Origin of the sequence: Mesorhizobium sp. M0910 (genome assembly GCF_040319465.1) — a bacterium.
Classification (GTDB): Bacteria; Pseudomonadota; Alphaproteobacteria; order Rhizobiales; family Rhizobiaceae; genus Mesorhizobium.
Genome location: NZ_JAMYNZ010000005.1, coordinates 282,869 through 298,830 on the forward strand (window position 1 = coordinate 282,869; position 15,962 = coordinate 298,830).

The window sequence follows — 15,962 nt, forward strand, 5'->3', positions numbered from 1 at the left end:
CTGCCTCACTCCGAGGTCAAGGTCCGGGTCAGCGGATGGTCTGGATCGGCCAAACCGTCGATGATGTTGAAATGATGCCGGTCGGGCTCGACCACGGAGCTGGTCGCGGCACCCAGGCCGATCCAGATGTTGGCCAGCAACGCGCTCTGGCGCAGGAATTCGGCGCGCTCGCCGCCGCCGGCCCAGCAGGTCAGGCGGGCCTTTTCCATCGGGCGCAGCAGCACCGGACTTTCGGCCTGCGCCTCGGCCTCATCGATCGCCAGCGTCTCGTTCATGCCGGTGCGCATGATCGGGCGCAAATCATGCACCCCCGAGATCGACACCACGTGACGAACGCGCCGGACCACTTCGGGCGCCAGCGGCGTTGTCCTGGTAACCATCCGGCTAACAAGATGGCCGCCGGCCGAGTGCCCGGTCAGCATCAGCGGCCCTGCGACCATCGCCGCCGCCTTGCCTATCGCCGCGCCGACTTCCTTGACGATGCTGCCAATGCGTATCTGCGGACAGAGCGTGTAGGACGGCATGGCAACTGCATAGCCGCGATCAACAGCGCCCGCGGCAAGATGTGACCAGAAACTCTTGTCGAATGCCATCCAGTAGCCGCCATGGACGAACACCACGACCCCCTTCGGCTTGGTGGCCGGCAGGAAAAGATCGAACCGGTTGCGTGGGTTATCGCCATAGGCCAGGTCGAGCCGCGCCCTGCCCTCGGTCGAAAGCGCCTCGCGGAAAACCTGCGCGGGCTCGACCCAGGCCGCCGGCCAGCGATCGCTGCCGGCTATGTTGGCGCCGTTGGCATAGGCGTTGTCCCAATCGGCAATATGACGTTCGAACACCCTGCGCCCTCCCTGGCAATATGGCCTTGCAACCTAGCCGCGAGCATCGCGCGGCGCATCATCGCCAGCCTCACGATTCCAGCTCTCGCATCAATCTCAGTGACAGCCGCCTTGATGGCGAAGCGCGCATCCTTCCACGCACCGGTGCGCAGGATGTCCTCAAGCACTTCGACGGCCTGCCAGACATCGGCATAGCCGACATAGAGCGGGGTGAAGCCGAAGCGCATGGTCGATGGCGCGCGAAAATCGCCGATCACACCACGTTCGATCAGCGCGCGCATGATCTGGTAGCCATGCTCATGCATGAATGAAATCTGGCTGCCGCGTTTTTCCCCATCGCGCGTGCTTTCGAGCGTGAGGCCGTAAGTGCCGCACTTTGCCTCGACAAGCTCGATGAACAGATCGGCCAGTGCGATGCTCTTCTTGCGCACCGCAGTCATGTCGACATCGTCCCAGATGTCGAGCGCGCCCTTCAGCGTGCGCATCGAAAGGATCGGCTGGGTGCCGCACAGAAACCGGCGGATGCCGGTGCCGGCCGCATAGCCTGGCTCGAAGGCGAAGGGTCGTGCATGGCCCCACCAGCCGGTGAGCGGCTGCTGGATGTCGGAAAGATGCCGCTCAGCCGCATAGATGAAGGCAGGCGCGCCCGGGCCGCCATTCAGATATTTATAGGTGCAGCCAACGGCAAAATCGGCGTTTGCTTTGTCGAGCTCGACTGGCATCGCGCCAGCGGTGTGGCAGAGATCCCAGACGATCATCGCCCCGGCTTCCTGGGCCCTGCGCGTCAGAGCCGGCATGTCGCGCAGTTCGCCCGATTTGTAGTTGACGTGATTGACCAGCACCACGGCGGTGCGATCGTCGATCAGCTCCTCGATGGTCGGCGCGTCGACCCCCGAGAGGCGCAGCAGCGCATCTTTTCGCGTCGAAACCACACCCTCAGCCATGTAGAGGTCTGTCGGAAAACTATCGCCCTCGGCGACGATGGCCTGCCGCTCCGGTCGCATGGCCATGGCCGCGTGCAGCAGCTTGTAGATGTTGACCGACGTCGTGTCGCAGACCACCGTCTGGCCGACCGCGGCACCGATCAGGCGCCCGAGCTGGTCGCCAAGTTCAAGCGGCATGTTGAACCAGCGGGCCGTGTTCCATGCGCGGATGAGATCATGCGACCATTCTTCGGTCGCGGCCTTGCGCAATTCATCGAAGGCGGCACGTGAAGCAGCTCCTAGCGAATTGCCGTCGAGATAGATCACTCCTTGCGGCAACACAAAGCGGTCGCGCATCGCGCGCAGCGGATCCGCGGCATCCATCGCCTTTACGGCCACGAGATCGGGAATTCCCGTCATGATTTGCCTGCTCCCTCAAAAAATCCAACGCAACGCCGGACACGCATCAACTGTTCTTCCATTACCGGGTAGCGCGTAGCAAGGCTCCACCGGCGAGAAGCAGCCTGACCAGGCGGTGGAAACCTGGAGTTAGCCCGAGGTTGGCGTTTTGAGTTCGTTTCGTTCACGGTGCATTGACCAAACCGCACAGTCGATACGGGTTCAATTCCGTGCCCTTTGCCGACCGACGGCCGATGCCAGTGCCGCCTTCAAGGAGGCCAGAACGGCGCAAACGAAAGCAGAATCAAGGGGATGAGGCTCGCGGCGGTGAAAATACGGTACGCCGGTAGGGGACGTCGTTTGTTTCCCGAGCCTTAACGCATTCATTAAACTTTAAACAGTTGCGGAACACAACTGGAACAGATAGTGTCTGTTCTGGGTTTGTTTTCTGATTCTGTTGGGGGTCGCTATGCTGACACGCAAACAACACGAACTGCTTATGTTCATCCACGAAAGGTTGAAGGAAAGCGGTATCCCACCTTCCTTCGACGAGATGAAGGAAGCGCTCGACCTGGCTTCCAAATCCGGAATCCACCGACTGATTACGGCGCTGGAGGAGCGCGGCTTCATTCGCCGTTTGCCCAACCGGGCCCGTGCGCTGGAGGTACTACGCCTGCCTGACTCGATCGCCCCCGGCCTCAATGCGGCACGCAAGTTCTCGCCGAGTGTCATCCAGGGCAGTCTTGGGCAAGGTGCCCCTCGGCAGGGCAAGCCCACATCGTCGCGCGTCCCTGCAGCCGGCAATGACGACGATGTCGTCGCCGCCGTTTCGATCCCGGTAATGGGCCGCATCGCCGCCGGTGTGCCGATCGATGCTATCCAGCACCAGACGCATTCGATTTCGGTGCCGCCGGATATGATCATGGGCGGCGAGCATTATGCGCTCGAGGTCAAAGGCGATTCGATGATCGAGGCTGGCATTTTCGACGGCGACACGGTGATCATCCGCAACGCCGATACGGCGAGCCCCGGTGAGATCGTGGTGGCCTTGGTCGACGAGGAGGAAGCGACGCTGAAGCGGTTCCGCCGCAAGGGCGCCTCGATCGCCCTGGAGGCCGCCAATCCGGCCTACGAGACGCGCATCTTCGGACCAGACAGGGTCAAGGTGCAGGGCAAGCTCGTTGGGCTGATCCGCCGCTACTGAGTTGCGCCCTTGGTGCCGGCTTTTGGATTGTCGGCTCTGCGGTATGGCGGCAGGCCGCGCGCCGCGCGTGAAAATTTCCGCTGCACGTGCCAGGGCCGGTATGATTTTTCGACGGCGAAGCGGATTTCGGCGCGTGTTGCCGCTTGTGGATCGAAATAGACGGCCGCACTTCCCGCGCGCGCCAGTTGCCGTTTGGTGACGACGAGGACCAGCCGGTCGTAGTAGCAGGGATTATGGGCGGTGGCGTCGTCGATGACGATCAAGCTGGCGAAGGCGCAGGCTGGCCGTGCGGTATCGCGGTCCTTGGCTTGCGCAATGATCGCGCCGGATGGATGCCTGGCGAGGCAGAGACCGTCCGTGCAAATGAACGGCATGCCCGGCGGTAGGTCGGCCGGATCGGCAATGTCGAATTGCGGATCGTTCTTTCCAGGTGTTTCCGGCGCGACGATAGCCTCTGATGTGAGCGCGCGTTTCCAGTTGTCGATCGTGAACTCATTCGGGCGTGCCCGGTTGACGGCGAGCTCACCGCTGCCGATCGGCAGCGCGACCAGCCGTGCGTCCTCCGAGATCAATACGTCGGGTACGCGCGTCTGCGTTGTCGTTAGCAAGCCGGCGAGCGCAAAAGGAAGTGCCGCGAGCCGCAACCAGGTCGTCGCCATGCTGGCAATGACGAGGGCGATCGTCACCAAAAGGACAGATCTCAGCGAAATCAGTCCGACCGCATCGATCGGCGAGCGCTCGGAGATCCACCCGGACAGGGCGATCATCGCCGTCAGCCCTTTGCCCATCACGTATAGGAAAGGCCCATCCGCGCCGAACGGCATCGCCAGCGCACTGAGGACGGCGAAGGGCATGACGACCAGTGAGACGATGGGCATGATGGCCAGATTGGCGAACAGGCTGAGCGGCGCCACGCGCTGGAAATGCCATATGGCGAAAAGCGCCGTGGCGCTCCCTGCAATGATCGAGGTCATCGCCAGGCCGCCCATGCCCAGCAGGACCTTTCGCGTGGCGAGGCGTAGCGGCGACCGCCGCGGCGGCGGCGTGGTGGCCCTGCCGGCGCGGTAGTCGGACCAGCCGGCATAGGCGCCGACAAGGGCCGCCGTCGCGGCGAAGGACATCTGGAAGCTCGGACCGACCACCTCGTGCGGCGACACCACGATGACCGCGATGGCCGAGATCGCCAGGTTGCGCATGGTGAGCGCGGCCCGGTCGAACAGCACGGCGATAAGCATCACCGCCAGCATGATGAAGCTGCGTTCGGCCGCTACCACAATGCCGGAAAAGACGAGGTAGGCCGCAATCGAAAAAAGCGCGGCGGCTGCGGCATATTTCTTGACCGGCCGTCGCGATGAGAAGTCGGGAAACAGCGCAAAGGCGCCGCGTAGCAGCGCCATGATGGTGCCGGCGACCAACGCCATATGCAGCCCCGAGATGGAGATGATGTGGTAGATGCCTGTACGCCGCATCGCTTCGTTGATCTCCTCGGGAATGCCGGCGCGCACGCCAACGATCAGCGCAGCAGCAATCTCGCCCTCGGCGCCGCCGATGCGGCTGCGGATATGGTCGGCGATGGATTCGCGCGCGTCTTCGATCGCGGAAGAAAGCCGCGCGGCAAGCGGCATGCTGCCCGAAGCCACGACTTTCGGATTGCCGAGAAAGAAGCCGCTGCCGCCGATACCGGCGAAATAGCTGTCGAAGGAGAAATCATAGCTGTCGGGCCGCACCGGGCCGGTCGGCGGCAGCAGCCGCACATAGCCGGTGATCTCGGAACCAGCGGCCAGCTCAGCCGGTATCTTCATCGCCGAAATGCGGACCCGTTCCGGCATGTAGCGCAGCGTCGGCCTGGCGGTTGAGATCACATCGATTGTCAGTCTGATGCGGCCGCTCGCCATGGGCTCGTACGATACGACACGACCCGTCAGCCGCGTCGAGATTTCGGAACCGAGCATATGCGTCCCGACACGCCAGGTCTCGAACTTGGCGGCAAGCACGCCAAGCGCGCAGAGCAGCGCCACCATGAAGCACAGGCGGGTCCTGGGCCATGACCGCGAGATGACGGCACAAAGGGCCGCGAGGAGCACGATTGCGATCGGCTGCGGAAAGGCCGGCTCCACCGACAGCGCGAAATATACGACCACCCCGCATGCGAGGAACACCGGCACCAGCAGGAAGGCGACGCCACGGTCGAGTTCCAGGCCGGCTGCCGAGGTTACGCTGTTGCGGATGCGGGATGGTGACGGGAGGCGGAAACGCCGGCGTAGGCGCACGATGGGCTCGGACGCAGGCACCGGAACCGTTGCTGGGTCGCTGGCCGGCAGCGACGGAGCATCGAAGCGCGGAGCGGGCAGCAATGCCGATACCGGCAGGGCAGGCGGGGGAGCGGCAAACAGCAAGCGTTCGCTGACGCCGCTACCAGCGTCCTCGCCCTCGCCCGCACCACGGCCTCGCACAGCCATCGGGTCTGCCTCTTGCGCCCTCGACCTCCTATGCTACATGAACGCGCAACGCGCGAAAGTCCGCAAACCCACTTCCTTGGCCCGCCTGAGAGTTCCATGCCCGATAAGGTCGTCACCCGTTTTGCCCCCTCGCCCACCGGTTATCTGCATATTGGCGGCGCGCGCACGGCGCTGTTCAACTGGCTGTATGCCAAGCACACAGGCGGCACGATGCTGCTGCGCATCGAAGACACCGACCGCGAGCGCTCCACCGATGCGGCAACCGCAGCCATTCTCGACGGGCTTTCCTGGCTTGGCCTGACATGGGACGGTGAGCCGGTGTCGCAGTTCGAGCGTGCGCCGCGCCATCGCGAGGTGGCCGAGGAGCTCGTTCGCATGGGCAAGGCCTATTATTGTTATGCGACGCCTGCCGAGCTGGAAGCAATGCGCGAGAGCGCACGGGCCAAGGGGCTGCCTCCCCGCTATGACGGACGCTGGCGCGACCGCGACCCGTCGGAGGCGCCGCCCGGCGCCAAGGGGGCGATCCGCATCAAGGCGCCGACAGACGGCGAGACGGTGGTGCATGACCGCGTCCAGGGCGACGTGCGTTTTCCCAACAAGGATCTCGACGATTTCATTATTCTGCGCTCGGACGGCAATCCGACCTACATGCATGCCGTCGTCGTCGACGATCACGACATGGGCATCACCCACATCATCCGCGGCGACGATCATTTGACCAACGCCGCACGCCAGACCGTAATCTACCAGGCCATGGGCTGGGAGGTGCCGTCGATGTCGCATATCCCGCTGATCCACGGTGCCGACGGCGCCAAGCTGTCGAAGCGGCACGGTGCGCTTGGCGTCGAGGCCTATCGCGCCATGGGCTACCTGCCGGAGGCGCTGCTCAACTATCTGGCGAGGCTTGGCTGGAGCCACGGCGACGATGAGATCATGTCGATTGCCGACATGATCGCATGGTTCGACATTGGCGATGTCAACAAGGGCGCCGCCCGTTTCGACTTCGCCAAACTCGAGGCGCTCAACGGCGTGCATATGCGCCGGATGAACGACGCGGCGCTGCTCGACACCTTCATCGCCACTCTGCCCTATCTCGAAGGCGGCCCGGCAATCGCCGCCCGCCTCGACGACAGACGCAAGGCGCAACTGCTTGCCGCTTTGCCCGGCCTGAAGGAGCGCGCCAAGACGCTGGTCGAACTTGTTGAAGGGGCTGCATTCCTGTTCGTCGAGCGGCCGCTGCCGGTCGACGAGAAGGCGGCGGCGCTGCTCAGCGGTGAGGCGCGCGCGATCCTGCGAGGCGCTCATGCGGCACTGGCCACGGTTTCGGACTGGTCTGCCGCCTCGGCTGAAGTCGCGATCCGCGACTACGCGCAGGCCGGCGGCCATAAACTCGGCGCCGTGGCCCAACCTTTGCGCGCCGCGCTCACCGGCAAAAGTACCTCGCCAGGTGTCTTTGATGTGCTTGCCGTGCTGGGCCGCGAGGAAAGCCTGGCGCGGATCGCTGATCAAATCGATTAGCGAACTGGCCCAAGAAGATTGGCATTGAAAGGTGTGTTTCGCAGTGCAACATTGGGCCTTGGCCTAATCTGGCGCGCAGATACAATTGCGGGCGCAAATGTGCATATTCCGATGCTTTTGACGTGTTGGGTTCAGATATTTTGCCTTTGCCGGCCTGAGGAAACAAAAAGGAGTTTGCTATGACCGAACCTGCGACGAAAATGGAATTTGGCGGCAAAACCCAGGCATCGACGGCAAAGCTGGAGCTCGGCGGCAAAACCCATGAATTCAAGATCCGAAGTGGTTCGGTAGGACCTGACGTCATCGACATCGGTTCGCTCTACAATACCGCCGGCGTCTTTACCTATGATCCCGGCTTTACGTCGACGGCGAGCTGCGAATCGGAAATCACCTTCATCGATGGCGATGCCGGCATTCTTTTGCACCGCGGCTACCCGATCGACCAACTGGCCGAGCACGGCGACTTCCTCGAAGTCTGCTATCTCTTGCTCTATGGTGAATTACCGACCAAGGCGCAGAAGGACGATTTCGACTACCGGGTGACGCGCCACACCATGGTACATGAGCAGATGTCGCGCTTTTTCACCGGCTTCCGCCGTGATGCGCATCCGATGGCGGTGATGTGCGGCGTGGTCGGCGCGCTGTCGGCCTTCTATCACGATTCCACCGACATCTCGGATCCGTATCAACGCATGGTCGCCTCAATGCGGCTGATCGCCAAGATGCCGACAATCGCGGCGATGGCGTACAAATACCACATCGGCCAGCCGTTCATTTATCCGAAGAACGAGCTGAATTTCGCAGCCAACTTCCTGCATATGTGCTTCGCCGTGCCTTGCGAGGAATACAAGATCAATCCGGTGCTGGCGCGCGCGATGGAGCGCATCTTCATCCTGCACGCCGATCACGAACAGAACGCCTCGACTTCGACCGTCCGCCTGGCCGGCTCGTCGGGCGCCAATCCCTTTGCCTGTATCGCTGCCGGCATCGCCTGCCTGTGGGGTCCCGCACATGGCGGCGCCAACGAGGCAGCGCTGAACATGCTGGGCGAGATCGGCCATGTCGATCACATCCCGGAATTCATTGCGCGCGCCAAGGATAAGAACGATCCGTTCCGATTGATGGGCTTTGGCCACCGCGTTTACAAGAACTACGATCCGCGTGCCAAGATCATGCAGAAAACCGCGCACGAAGTCCTGGGCGAGCTCGGCATCAAGGACGATCCGCTGCTCGACATCGCCATGGAGTTGGAAAAGATCGCGCTGACCGATTCCTATTTCATCGAGAAGAAGCTCTACCCCAACGTCGATTTCTATTCCGGCATCACCCTTAAGGCGCTGGGCTTCCCCACCACTATGTTCACCGTACTGTTCGCGGTCGCCCGCACCGTCGGCTGGATCGCGCAGTGGAAGGAGATGATCGAGGATCCGCACCAGAAGATCGGTCGCCCGCGCCAGCTCTATACCGGCGCGCCGGAACGGGATTACGTGCCGATCGCGAAGCGGTGAAGATAGCGAGTAGCGAGTAGCGAGTAGCGAGTAGTAGCTGAAGCAGCTTGGCCGTTACCGCCAGCACCATTTCCTACTCGCTATTCACTATTCACCACTTCCTCACCATACCCATCACCAGCCCCGCAGCAATCTCGCCTGACGGCTTGGCGGTTGCCACACGCCCGGCAATGTCGGCAAAACCGTGCTTCTGCCAGGTGCGGTAAGCGGTATCGGAGAACAGCGCTTCCAGTTGCCGCGCCAGATAATGCGGCCGCACATATTGATTGTAGTGTTCCGGCACAATCGGCCGGTCGGCAATGAGATTGGGCAAGGCTGCGCTCCATACTTTGATCAGCGGCTGCGCCATGCGCATGACCGGATCGAGCCGGTAGCAGGAGATCATCGGCACACTTGCCAGTGCAAGTTCCAGCGATACCGTCCCCGACGCGATCAGCGCCGCATCCGCCTTGCCGAAGGCCTGCCATTTGCGTTCGGCATCAAGGATGATCTCCGGCTTCTCGTCCCAGCTCGCAACCGAGGTCCTGACCAGATCGGCGACGTGCGGGACCGTCGGCAACAGCAGGCGCAAGCGGTGCCCGCGCGCCCGCAGGATCGACACCGTCTCGCCGAACGGCCCGACCAGGCGTCGCACCTCGCCGCGACGCGAACCGGGCAATACGAGCAACGTTTTGACGTGATCTGCGGACAAGTCACGCGGCTGCGCCTGCGCCCTGGCGGCACTGACTATGCCCGGATCGTGTGCAAGGCGATGCCCGACATAGGTCCCGGGCGGCCCGCCCAGGCGAGCGAGTTCCTTCACCTCGAACGGCAGAATGCAAAGAATGTGATCGACATACGGTTTCATCGCCGCCGCCCTGCCCGGCCGCCAAGCCCACACGCTCGGGCAGACATAGTGGACGATCGGGATAGTCGGATCGGCCGCACGCACCTTTTTGGCGACGCGTAGCGAGAAATCCGGACTGTCGATGGTGATAAGGCAATCGGGCTTTTCACCGGCAATCGCGTTTGCCGTCTGGCCGATCCGCCGCATCAGGCGCGGCAGGTCGCGCAGGATAGCGCTAAGCCCCATCAGCGCGATCTCGCTGCCGTCGAACAATGGCGCCAGGCCGAGTGCCTGCAAATGGCGGCCGCCGATGCCGACAAGCCGAACGTCGCGCCCGGTCATGCGCTTTAACGCCTGCACAAGATCGGCGCCAAGCAGGTCACCGGACTCCTCGCCGGCGACGATGGCTATCTTCAACGGCCGCTCATTCGCCATGCGCCGGCTCCGCAGCAGGCAGCCCGATCACGAACAGGCCGAGCGCATTGGCACGCCCGATGGTGGCGGGACCTTCGAGCACCAGCGAGCGGCCGGCTTCTACGGCAATGCCGGCCAGTCCGGCGGCATGCGCCGCCTCGACAGTCAGCGGGCCAATGGAGGGCAGATCGGCACGCAGTTCCTGACCGGGCTTGGCGCATTTGACCAGGACACCGCGCGTCCGGCCCGCCAGCCTGCCGTGCCCGCGCAACTCCCTTGTCCGCTCGAGCAGCCCGTCAGTCCCTTCGACGCCTTCCAGCGCAATGGCGCGGCCGCCGACCGCAACAGCCGCTTGGCCGATATCCAGCGCGCCGATGGCTTTTGCCGCCGCGTGCGCCGCCTCGATGTCGCGCCAGTCGGCTTTGCGTGGCGCCGCCTTGGTCAGCAGGCCTTCGGCGGCGACCAGTTCCGGCACGATCTCGTGAGCGCCGACGACTTTGATGCCGCTGCGCTCGATCCTGCGCACGAACAATTTCAGCACCGTATCGTCTCCCCGAGTTACACCGACGAAGAGGCTGGGCAGCCAGGCGAGCAGGCCCAAATTGAGGCGCATGGCGCTCAGCCTGGGGCGGCGCGTGATATGACCCGCGGTCACCAGATGCGTAACGTGATGCCGCTTGAGGATCGGCAACAGCGAGCCGACGTCTTCCAGCCTCAAGACCACCTGCTCATATGGCTCGAAATCGGCTATGCGATCGACCTCGCCCGCCGCCATCACGATGAAGGGCAATTTGCCTTGCCGGGCGAGCGCTCGGGCAATTTCGACCGGGAGGCTGCCGCCGCCGGCGATGATGCCGACCTTGGCATCTGGCGCGAGATCAAGGCCCTTTCCGGCAGCCTCAATCTTCGTCATCTGCTCTCAGTCTTCATCATCGGTATCGTCGCCGTCGCCACCCTTGAGCGACGGCACGGCATAGTGCCGCTTGCCGCGACCGGCGATGAAATCGACGATCTTCATGGCAGTCGGCGACGAGGCGAACTCCGCCTTGGCGAATTCGATGTTTTCGCCGACGGTCCGGGAGCGATCGAAGATCGTCTTATAGGCTTTGCGCAGCAAATGGATCTCCGAACGTGGCAGGCCGGCGCGCTTCAGCCCAATGATGTTGAGGCCGCGAAGGCTGGCACGGTTGCCAACGGCGATGGCGTAGGGAATGACGTCGCCGACGATCGCCGAGCAGCCGCCGAGAAAGGCGTTATCGCCGATGCGGACAAACTGATGAACCGCGGTAAGGCCGCCGATGTAGACATTATCACCGACTTCGCAATGCCCGCCTAACGTCGCTTGATTGGCGAAGGTGGCGTTCTTGCCGACCACGCAGTCATGGGCAATGTGGGCATAGGCAAGGAAATTGCCGTTGTCGCCGATCGTCGTCTCGCCGCGGCTGGAATCGGTGCCGACATGCATGGTGACGCCTTCGCGAATCGTGCAGTTCTCGCCGATCACCAGCGTGGTACGGCCGCCCTTGTGCTTGGTGTTCTGCGGTGGTCCGCCCAGTATCGCCATCGGATAGACCTTGGTCGATGCACAGATGGTGGTCGCGCCAATCACCGAGACATGGCTGACCAGTTCGACGCGGTCGCCGATCACGGCCTCGGGGCCGACGTGACAGAAGGGCCCGATGCGGGCGCCTTCGCCGATTTGGGCGCCTGCCTCGATGACCGACGATGGATGGATGACTGTCTGGATTTTCATTAGCATTCGTTTGTCAGCCGCTTGCGACCATCATCGCCGAGATCTCGGCTTCCGCCGCCTTGGCGCCATCGACGAGGGCCTCGCAAGCGAATTTGAGAAGATTGCCGCGTTTCTTGATTTTCTTCACATGAATTTTCAGCTGGTCGCCTGGAACGACCGGCTTGCGGAACTTGGCATTGTCGATGGTCAGGAAATAAACCAGCGACGGCTTTTCCGTACCAAGGCTGCGGATGCAGATGGCGCCGGCCGTCTGCGCCATCGCCTCGATGATCAGCACGCCGGGCATGACCGGCTGGTCAGGGAAATGACCTTGGAAATGCGGCTCGTTTATGGTGACGTTCTTGATGCCGATTGCGGATTCGTCGCCATCTATGTCGACGATACGGTCGATCATCAAGAACGGATAGCGGTGCGGCAGGAGCTTCATCAGCCGCATTATGTCAACCGCTTCGAGCGTCGCCGCTGCGATGTCAGCCATTTCCCCCCTCACCCTGTCTGCGCGTCCGTGCAAGTCTGCGCAAGGCTGCTATCTCGCGCATGGCTTCCGCCATCGGCTGCGCCGGATATCCTCCCCAAATCTCACCGGCAGGCACATTGCTCATAAACCCGCTTCTTGCCGCAAGCTTGGCGCCGGACCCGATGGTCAAATGATCCGCAAGGCCGACGCCGCCACCCATGGTGACGTTGTCGCCTATCGTCACTGAACCGGAAATACCCGAAAGCCCGGCTATTATGCAATTGCGGCCGATGCGAACGTTGTGCGCGATCTGCACCAGATTGTCGATCTTGGTACCCTGGCCGATGATCGTGTCGGACATGGCGCCGCGATCGACGGTCGTATTCGACCCGATCTCGACGTCGTCCTGGATGATGACACGGCCGATCTGCGGAACCCGCTCCGGACCCTTGGCGCCGGCCACGAAGCCGAAGCCATCCTGGCCGATCCTGGCGCCGCCATGGATGATGACGCGATTGCCGATCAATGCATATTGCACGCTGGCGCCTGGACCGACATAGCCGTCGCGGCCAATCTGGGAGGAAGGACCGATGACCGCATGAGGGGCAATGACGGTTCCGCTGCCGATGGCAGCGCGCGGTCCGATGACCGCTCCCGCTTCGATGATCGCACCGGGCTCGACATGGGCAGTCGCATCGATATGGGCGTGCGGCGAGATACCGGTTTCGCCGGTCATCGGTCCAGGTGTCGCAGCCGCTGGGAAAAGCAGGCGCCCGACCATTGCGAAAGCCTGCTGCGGGCGCGGATGCACCAGAACCGCGATGCCCGCCGGCGCCTTGCCGGCAAATTCGGCAGGGCAGAGAACCGCTGCCGCCCGCAGTGACTGCATCAGGGCGAAATTGCGTCTGCCATCGACGAAGACAAGAGCGTTCTCGCCGCCTTCGTTGGCGGGAGCCAGAGCGTCGATCGAAACATCGGAGAGAGCGGAATCGACAAGCATCGAGCCGGTCAGATTCGCGACTTCGCCGGCCGTATACCGGCGTGAGGGCGCGAAGAACACCGGATCGGTCATTCCAGAAGCAATATCCAGCTAGCGCATGACCCCGAAATCGGAAATCGATCCTCGGAAAGGATCATGCGCAAATCAAATTGCTACAACGTTCTTTGAGCGTCCGATAGGACGCGCTGCGCTGTAGTGTCGGATCACTGCCATCCGGATCCAAACGAGCCGGAAGCATCGTTACCCGCACATCAGAAGCGGGTCGATATGCCGAAGTTGAATTCCTGCACGTCGTCGGTCTTTTCCTTCTTGACCGGGATCGCATAGTCGATGCGGATCGGGCCGAAAGGCGATGCCCACATCAAGCCGACGCCGACAGAAGCGCGCCATTCCATGCCGGTCGTCGACTGATTGACGAGGTTGGAGGCAATCTTGCTGCCGTAGAGCGTTGCCGCATCGGCGAATACCGCGCCGCGCAAACCGAAGCTTTCCGGGATGACCGGCAGCGGGAACTGCGCTTCCGCCGAGGCATTGAAGTAAGTGGTGCCGCCGAGATGGTCATTGCTGTTGTCCGAGGCAACCGGACCGATGCCGCCATATTCGAAACCGCGGATCATTCGATCGCTGCTCTGGAAATGGTCGAAGACACGCAGGTCGCCGCTGCCATATCCCTGGACATGGCCGGCACCGCCAGAAATGAGGCCTACCAGATCCAATTGTTCGGACAACGTCTGATAAATGCTGCCGCGCGCTGTCACCTTGATGAACTTGGCGTCGCCCCCCACGCCAGCCACTTCCGTGCCGACGTTGGCAAAAATGCCTTCATGGGGATTCTTCATGTCGTCAATGGTATTGTAAACCAGGCCGAGACTAACCGACGATTTGAGCCACGGACTCTCTTCGACACCGTTTATAATCGCCTGAGAGACATCGCAGGTGGCAGGGTCGCAGTCCTCGTCGAACTCATACTTCTCCTGAGCGATATTATACGCGAGCTGCGTCGAGATGTTGTCGGTAATCGGCAGGCCGAAGCGCACTGTCGCGCCCGTCGTGTCGCTATCGTAATGGTCATAGTTTCGAGTCTGCTTGTAGATGTCGAATCCGGCAGCGATACGGCGACCAAGGAAGTACGGTTCGGTAAACGAGAAGCTGTAGTCGCGCGAGTTCTTGCCGCCGCCAGCCGCCACCTTGATGAATTGGCCGCGGCCGAGGAAGTTGCGCTCACTGATTGAACCTTCGACGGACGGACCAGCCGTCTCGCCACCAGTCGAATAACCGGCACCGACCGAGAACTCACCGGTCGATTTCTCGACCACGTCGACCACCAGTACGACTTGATCAGGCTCAGAGCCCGGAACGGTGGAAATCTCGACTTTCTCGAAATAATCAAGCGCTTCCAGCCGCCTCTTCGCGCGCTGGATGAGAACCTGATTGAAAGCGTCGCCTTCGCTGACATCGAACTCGCGGCGAATGACGTAGTCGCGCGTCCGATCGTTGCCGCGGATCTCGATGCGCTCGATATAGGCCTTGGTGCCCTGGTCGATCGTATAAACGACAGAGATGGTGTGGTTTTCGAAGTTGCGGTCACCGCGCGGCGTCACCTGGGCAAAGGCATAACCAGAACCGGCGACCTTTTCGGTCAGCGCGATGATCGTGTCCTCGACATCCTTGGCGTTATAGACATCGCCCTTATGGGTCTCGACCACCGATTCAAGCGACTTGCTGTCGACCTCGGGGATCGTGCTTTCGACGCTGACGTCCCCGAACGTATACCGCTCGCCCTCCTGCACCGTGATGGTAACGGTGTATTTGTTGGTTGTGTCGTCGAGTTCGCCGACAGCCGAGACGACCTGGAAGTCGGCATAGCCGTGATTATAATAGAAGCGTCGCAGCAGCTCCTGGTCGGCGCGCAGCTTGTCCTCGTCATAAACATCGTCGCGCAGCACGAACGACAGGAAGGACGAGCGCTTGGTGGAGATGATGTCCGACAGACGGCGGCTCGAATAGGCGCTGTTGCCGACGAAATTGATCGCCGCAATCTGGGTGCGGCCGCCTTCGTTGATGTTGAAGACCACGTTTACCCGGTTGTCGCCGAGATCCATGATCTGGGTGGTCACGGCGGCATCGTCGCGACCGATACGCCGGTATGCGGCCTTGACCGCCTCGACATCGGCGTCGAGCTGCTGTTGCGAGAAGGTGCCGCGCGGCTTCAATTGCACAGCGGCTGCAAGCGCGTTGTCCTTGAGCTTCTTGTTGCCCTGGAACAGCACCTGGTTGACGACCTGGTACTCCGAAACCTTGATGACCAGCGTCGATCCGACCTGGTTGATCTGCACGTCCGAAAACAGCCCGGTGCCGAACAGCGCCTTGACCGCATCGTCGATGTCGGAGCTGGAAAACGCCTTGCCGGGCTTGATTGTCACGTAGTTGCGGATGGTGTCCGCGTCGACACGCTGATTGCCGGTGACTTCAACTCTGGAGACGACAGCCGCCTCGGCGGCCGATGTGGCAACGAACTGCACTGCGAGCGCGCCTGGTACAACCAGAGCAGCGGATATAGCCACCGCGGACGCGGCGCTCAGAAACTTGGATGCTGCCTTCATCGGGCTTTTGTACCTTTTCTCGAAGTCCCCACGGCGAGAAAACCGGACGTGCGGTAATTTCC

Annotated in this window: 12 protein-coding genes; 3 read left to right on the forward strand and 9 right to left on the reverse strand. The window is 62.1% G+C overall.

Annotated elements, in window-relative coordinates; translation table 11 throughout:
- Nucleotides 1–5: 5 nt before the first annotated feature.
- Both NKH78_RS15115 and kynU read right to left on the reverse strand, forming a co-directional pair.
- Nucleotides 6–836 carry a hormone-sensitive lipase gene (locus tag NKH78_RS15115; protein ID WP_352688332.1) on the reverse strand — a complete coding sequence of 277 codons (831 nt, stop codon included), beginning with the start codon at nt 834–836 and terminating at the stop codon, nt 6–8.
- The gene (kynU, locus tag NKH78_RS15120) at nt 779–2,179 is read right to left on the reverse strand and encodes a kynureninase (RefSeq protein ID WP_352883177.1); all 1,401 of its coding nucleotides are present in this window, start codon (nt 2,177–2,179) and stop codon (nt 779–781) included. Before kynU ends, NKH78_RS15115 begins: the two co-directional genes overlap by 58 nt.
- Nucleotides 2,180–2,627: 448 nt before the next feature.
- On the opposite strand from kynU, the gene lexA reads away from it, so the two are divergent.
- Nucleotides 2,628–3,362, forward strand: coding sequence for a transcriptional repressor LexA (gene lexA / locus NKH78_RS15125; protein ID WP_023674949.1), 735 nt, complete (start codon nt 2,628–2,630; stop codon nt 3,360–3,362).
- Here lexA and NKH78_RS15130 read toward each other — a convergent pair.
- On the reverse strand, nt 3,356–5,821 hold the full coding sequence (locus NKH78_RS15130; RefSeq protein ID WP_352705973.1) for a ComEC/Rec2 family competence protein: 2,466 nt from the start codon (nt 5,819–5,821) through the stop codon (nt 3,356–3,358). The genes lexA and NKH78_RS15130 overlap by 7 nt on opposite strands.
- Nucleotides 5,822–5,917: 96 nt before the next feature.
- Here NKH78_RS15130 and gltX point away from each other — a divergent pair, with 96 nt between their 5' ends.
- Both gltX and gltA read left to right on the forward strand, forming a co-directional pair.
- Complete coding sequence (gene gltX, locus NKH78_RS15135; protein ID WP_352705976.1) at nt 5,918–7,339, forward strand: glutamate--tRNA ligase; 1,422 nt, start codon at nt 5,918–5,920, stop codon at nt 7,337–7,339.
- Nucleotides 7,340–7,518: 179 nt separating this feature from the next.
- Nucleotides 7,519–8,847, forward strand: coding sequence for a citrate synthase (gltA, locus tag NKH78_RS15140; RefSeq protein ID WP_254817305.1), 1,329 nt, complete (start codon nt 7,519–7,521; stop codon nt 8,845–8,847).
- Nucleotides 8,848–8,938: 91 nt separating this feature from the next.
- Here gltA and lpxB read toward each other — a convergent pair whose 3' ends face one another.
- The 6 genes from lpxB to bamA form a co-directional block, all read right to left on the reverse strand.
- The gene (lpxB, locus tag NKH78_RS15145; RefSeq protein WP_352883180.1) at nt 8,939–10,108 is read right to left on the reverse strand and encodes a lipid-A-disaccharide synthase; all 1,170 of its coding nucleotides are present in this window, start codon (nt 10,106–10,108) and stop codon (nt 8,939–8,941) included.
- Nucleotides 10,098–11,000, reverse strand: a complete 903-nt coding sequence (locus NKH78_RS15150; protein WP_502899806.1) for an LpxI family protein — start codon at nt 10,998–11,000, stop codon at nt 10,098–10,100. The genes lpxB and NKH78_RS15150 overlap by 11 nt, the downstream gene beginning before the upstream one ends.
- Before the next feature lie 6 nt (nt 11,001–11,006).
- Nucleotides 11,007–11,840 carry an acyl-ACP--UDP-N-acetylglucosamine O-acyltransferase gene (lpxA, locus tag NKH78_RS15155; RefSeq protein WP_352736541.1) on the reverse strand — a complete coding sequence of 278 codons (834 nt, stop codon included), beginning with the start codon at nt 11,838–11,840 and terminating at the stop codon, nt 11,007–11,009.
- Nucleotides 11,841–11,853: 13 nt separating this feature from the next.
- The gene (gene fabZ / locus NKH78_RS15160; protein WP_023674942.1) at nt 11,854–12,318 is read right to left on the reverse strand and encodes a 3-hydroxyacyl-ACP dehydratase FabZ; all 465 of its coding nucleotides are present in this window, start codon (nt 12,316–12,318) and stop codon (nt 11,854–11,856) included.
- A complete protein-coding gene (gene lpxD, locus NKH78_RS15165) occupies nt 12,311–13,369 on the reverse strand; it encodes a UDP-3-O-(3-hydroxymyristoyl)glucosamine N-acyltransferase (protein WP_352645647.1) in 1,059 nt (352 codons plus the stop codon). The genes fabZ and lpxD overlap by 8 nt, the downstream gene beginning before the upstream one ends.
- Before the next feature lie 179 nt (nt 13,370–13,548).
- Complete coding sequence (bamA, locus tag NKH78_RS15170) at nt 13,549–15,900, reverse strand: outer membrane protein assembly factor BamA (protein WP_352883183.1); 2,352 nt, start codon at nt 15,898–15,900, stop codon at nt 13,549–13,551.
- Nucleotides 15,901–15,962 lie beyond the last annotated feature (62 nt).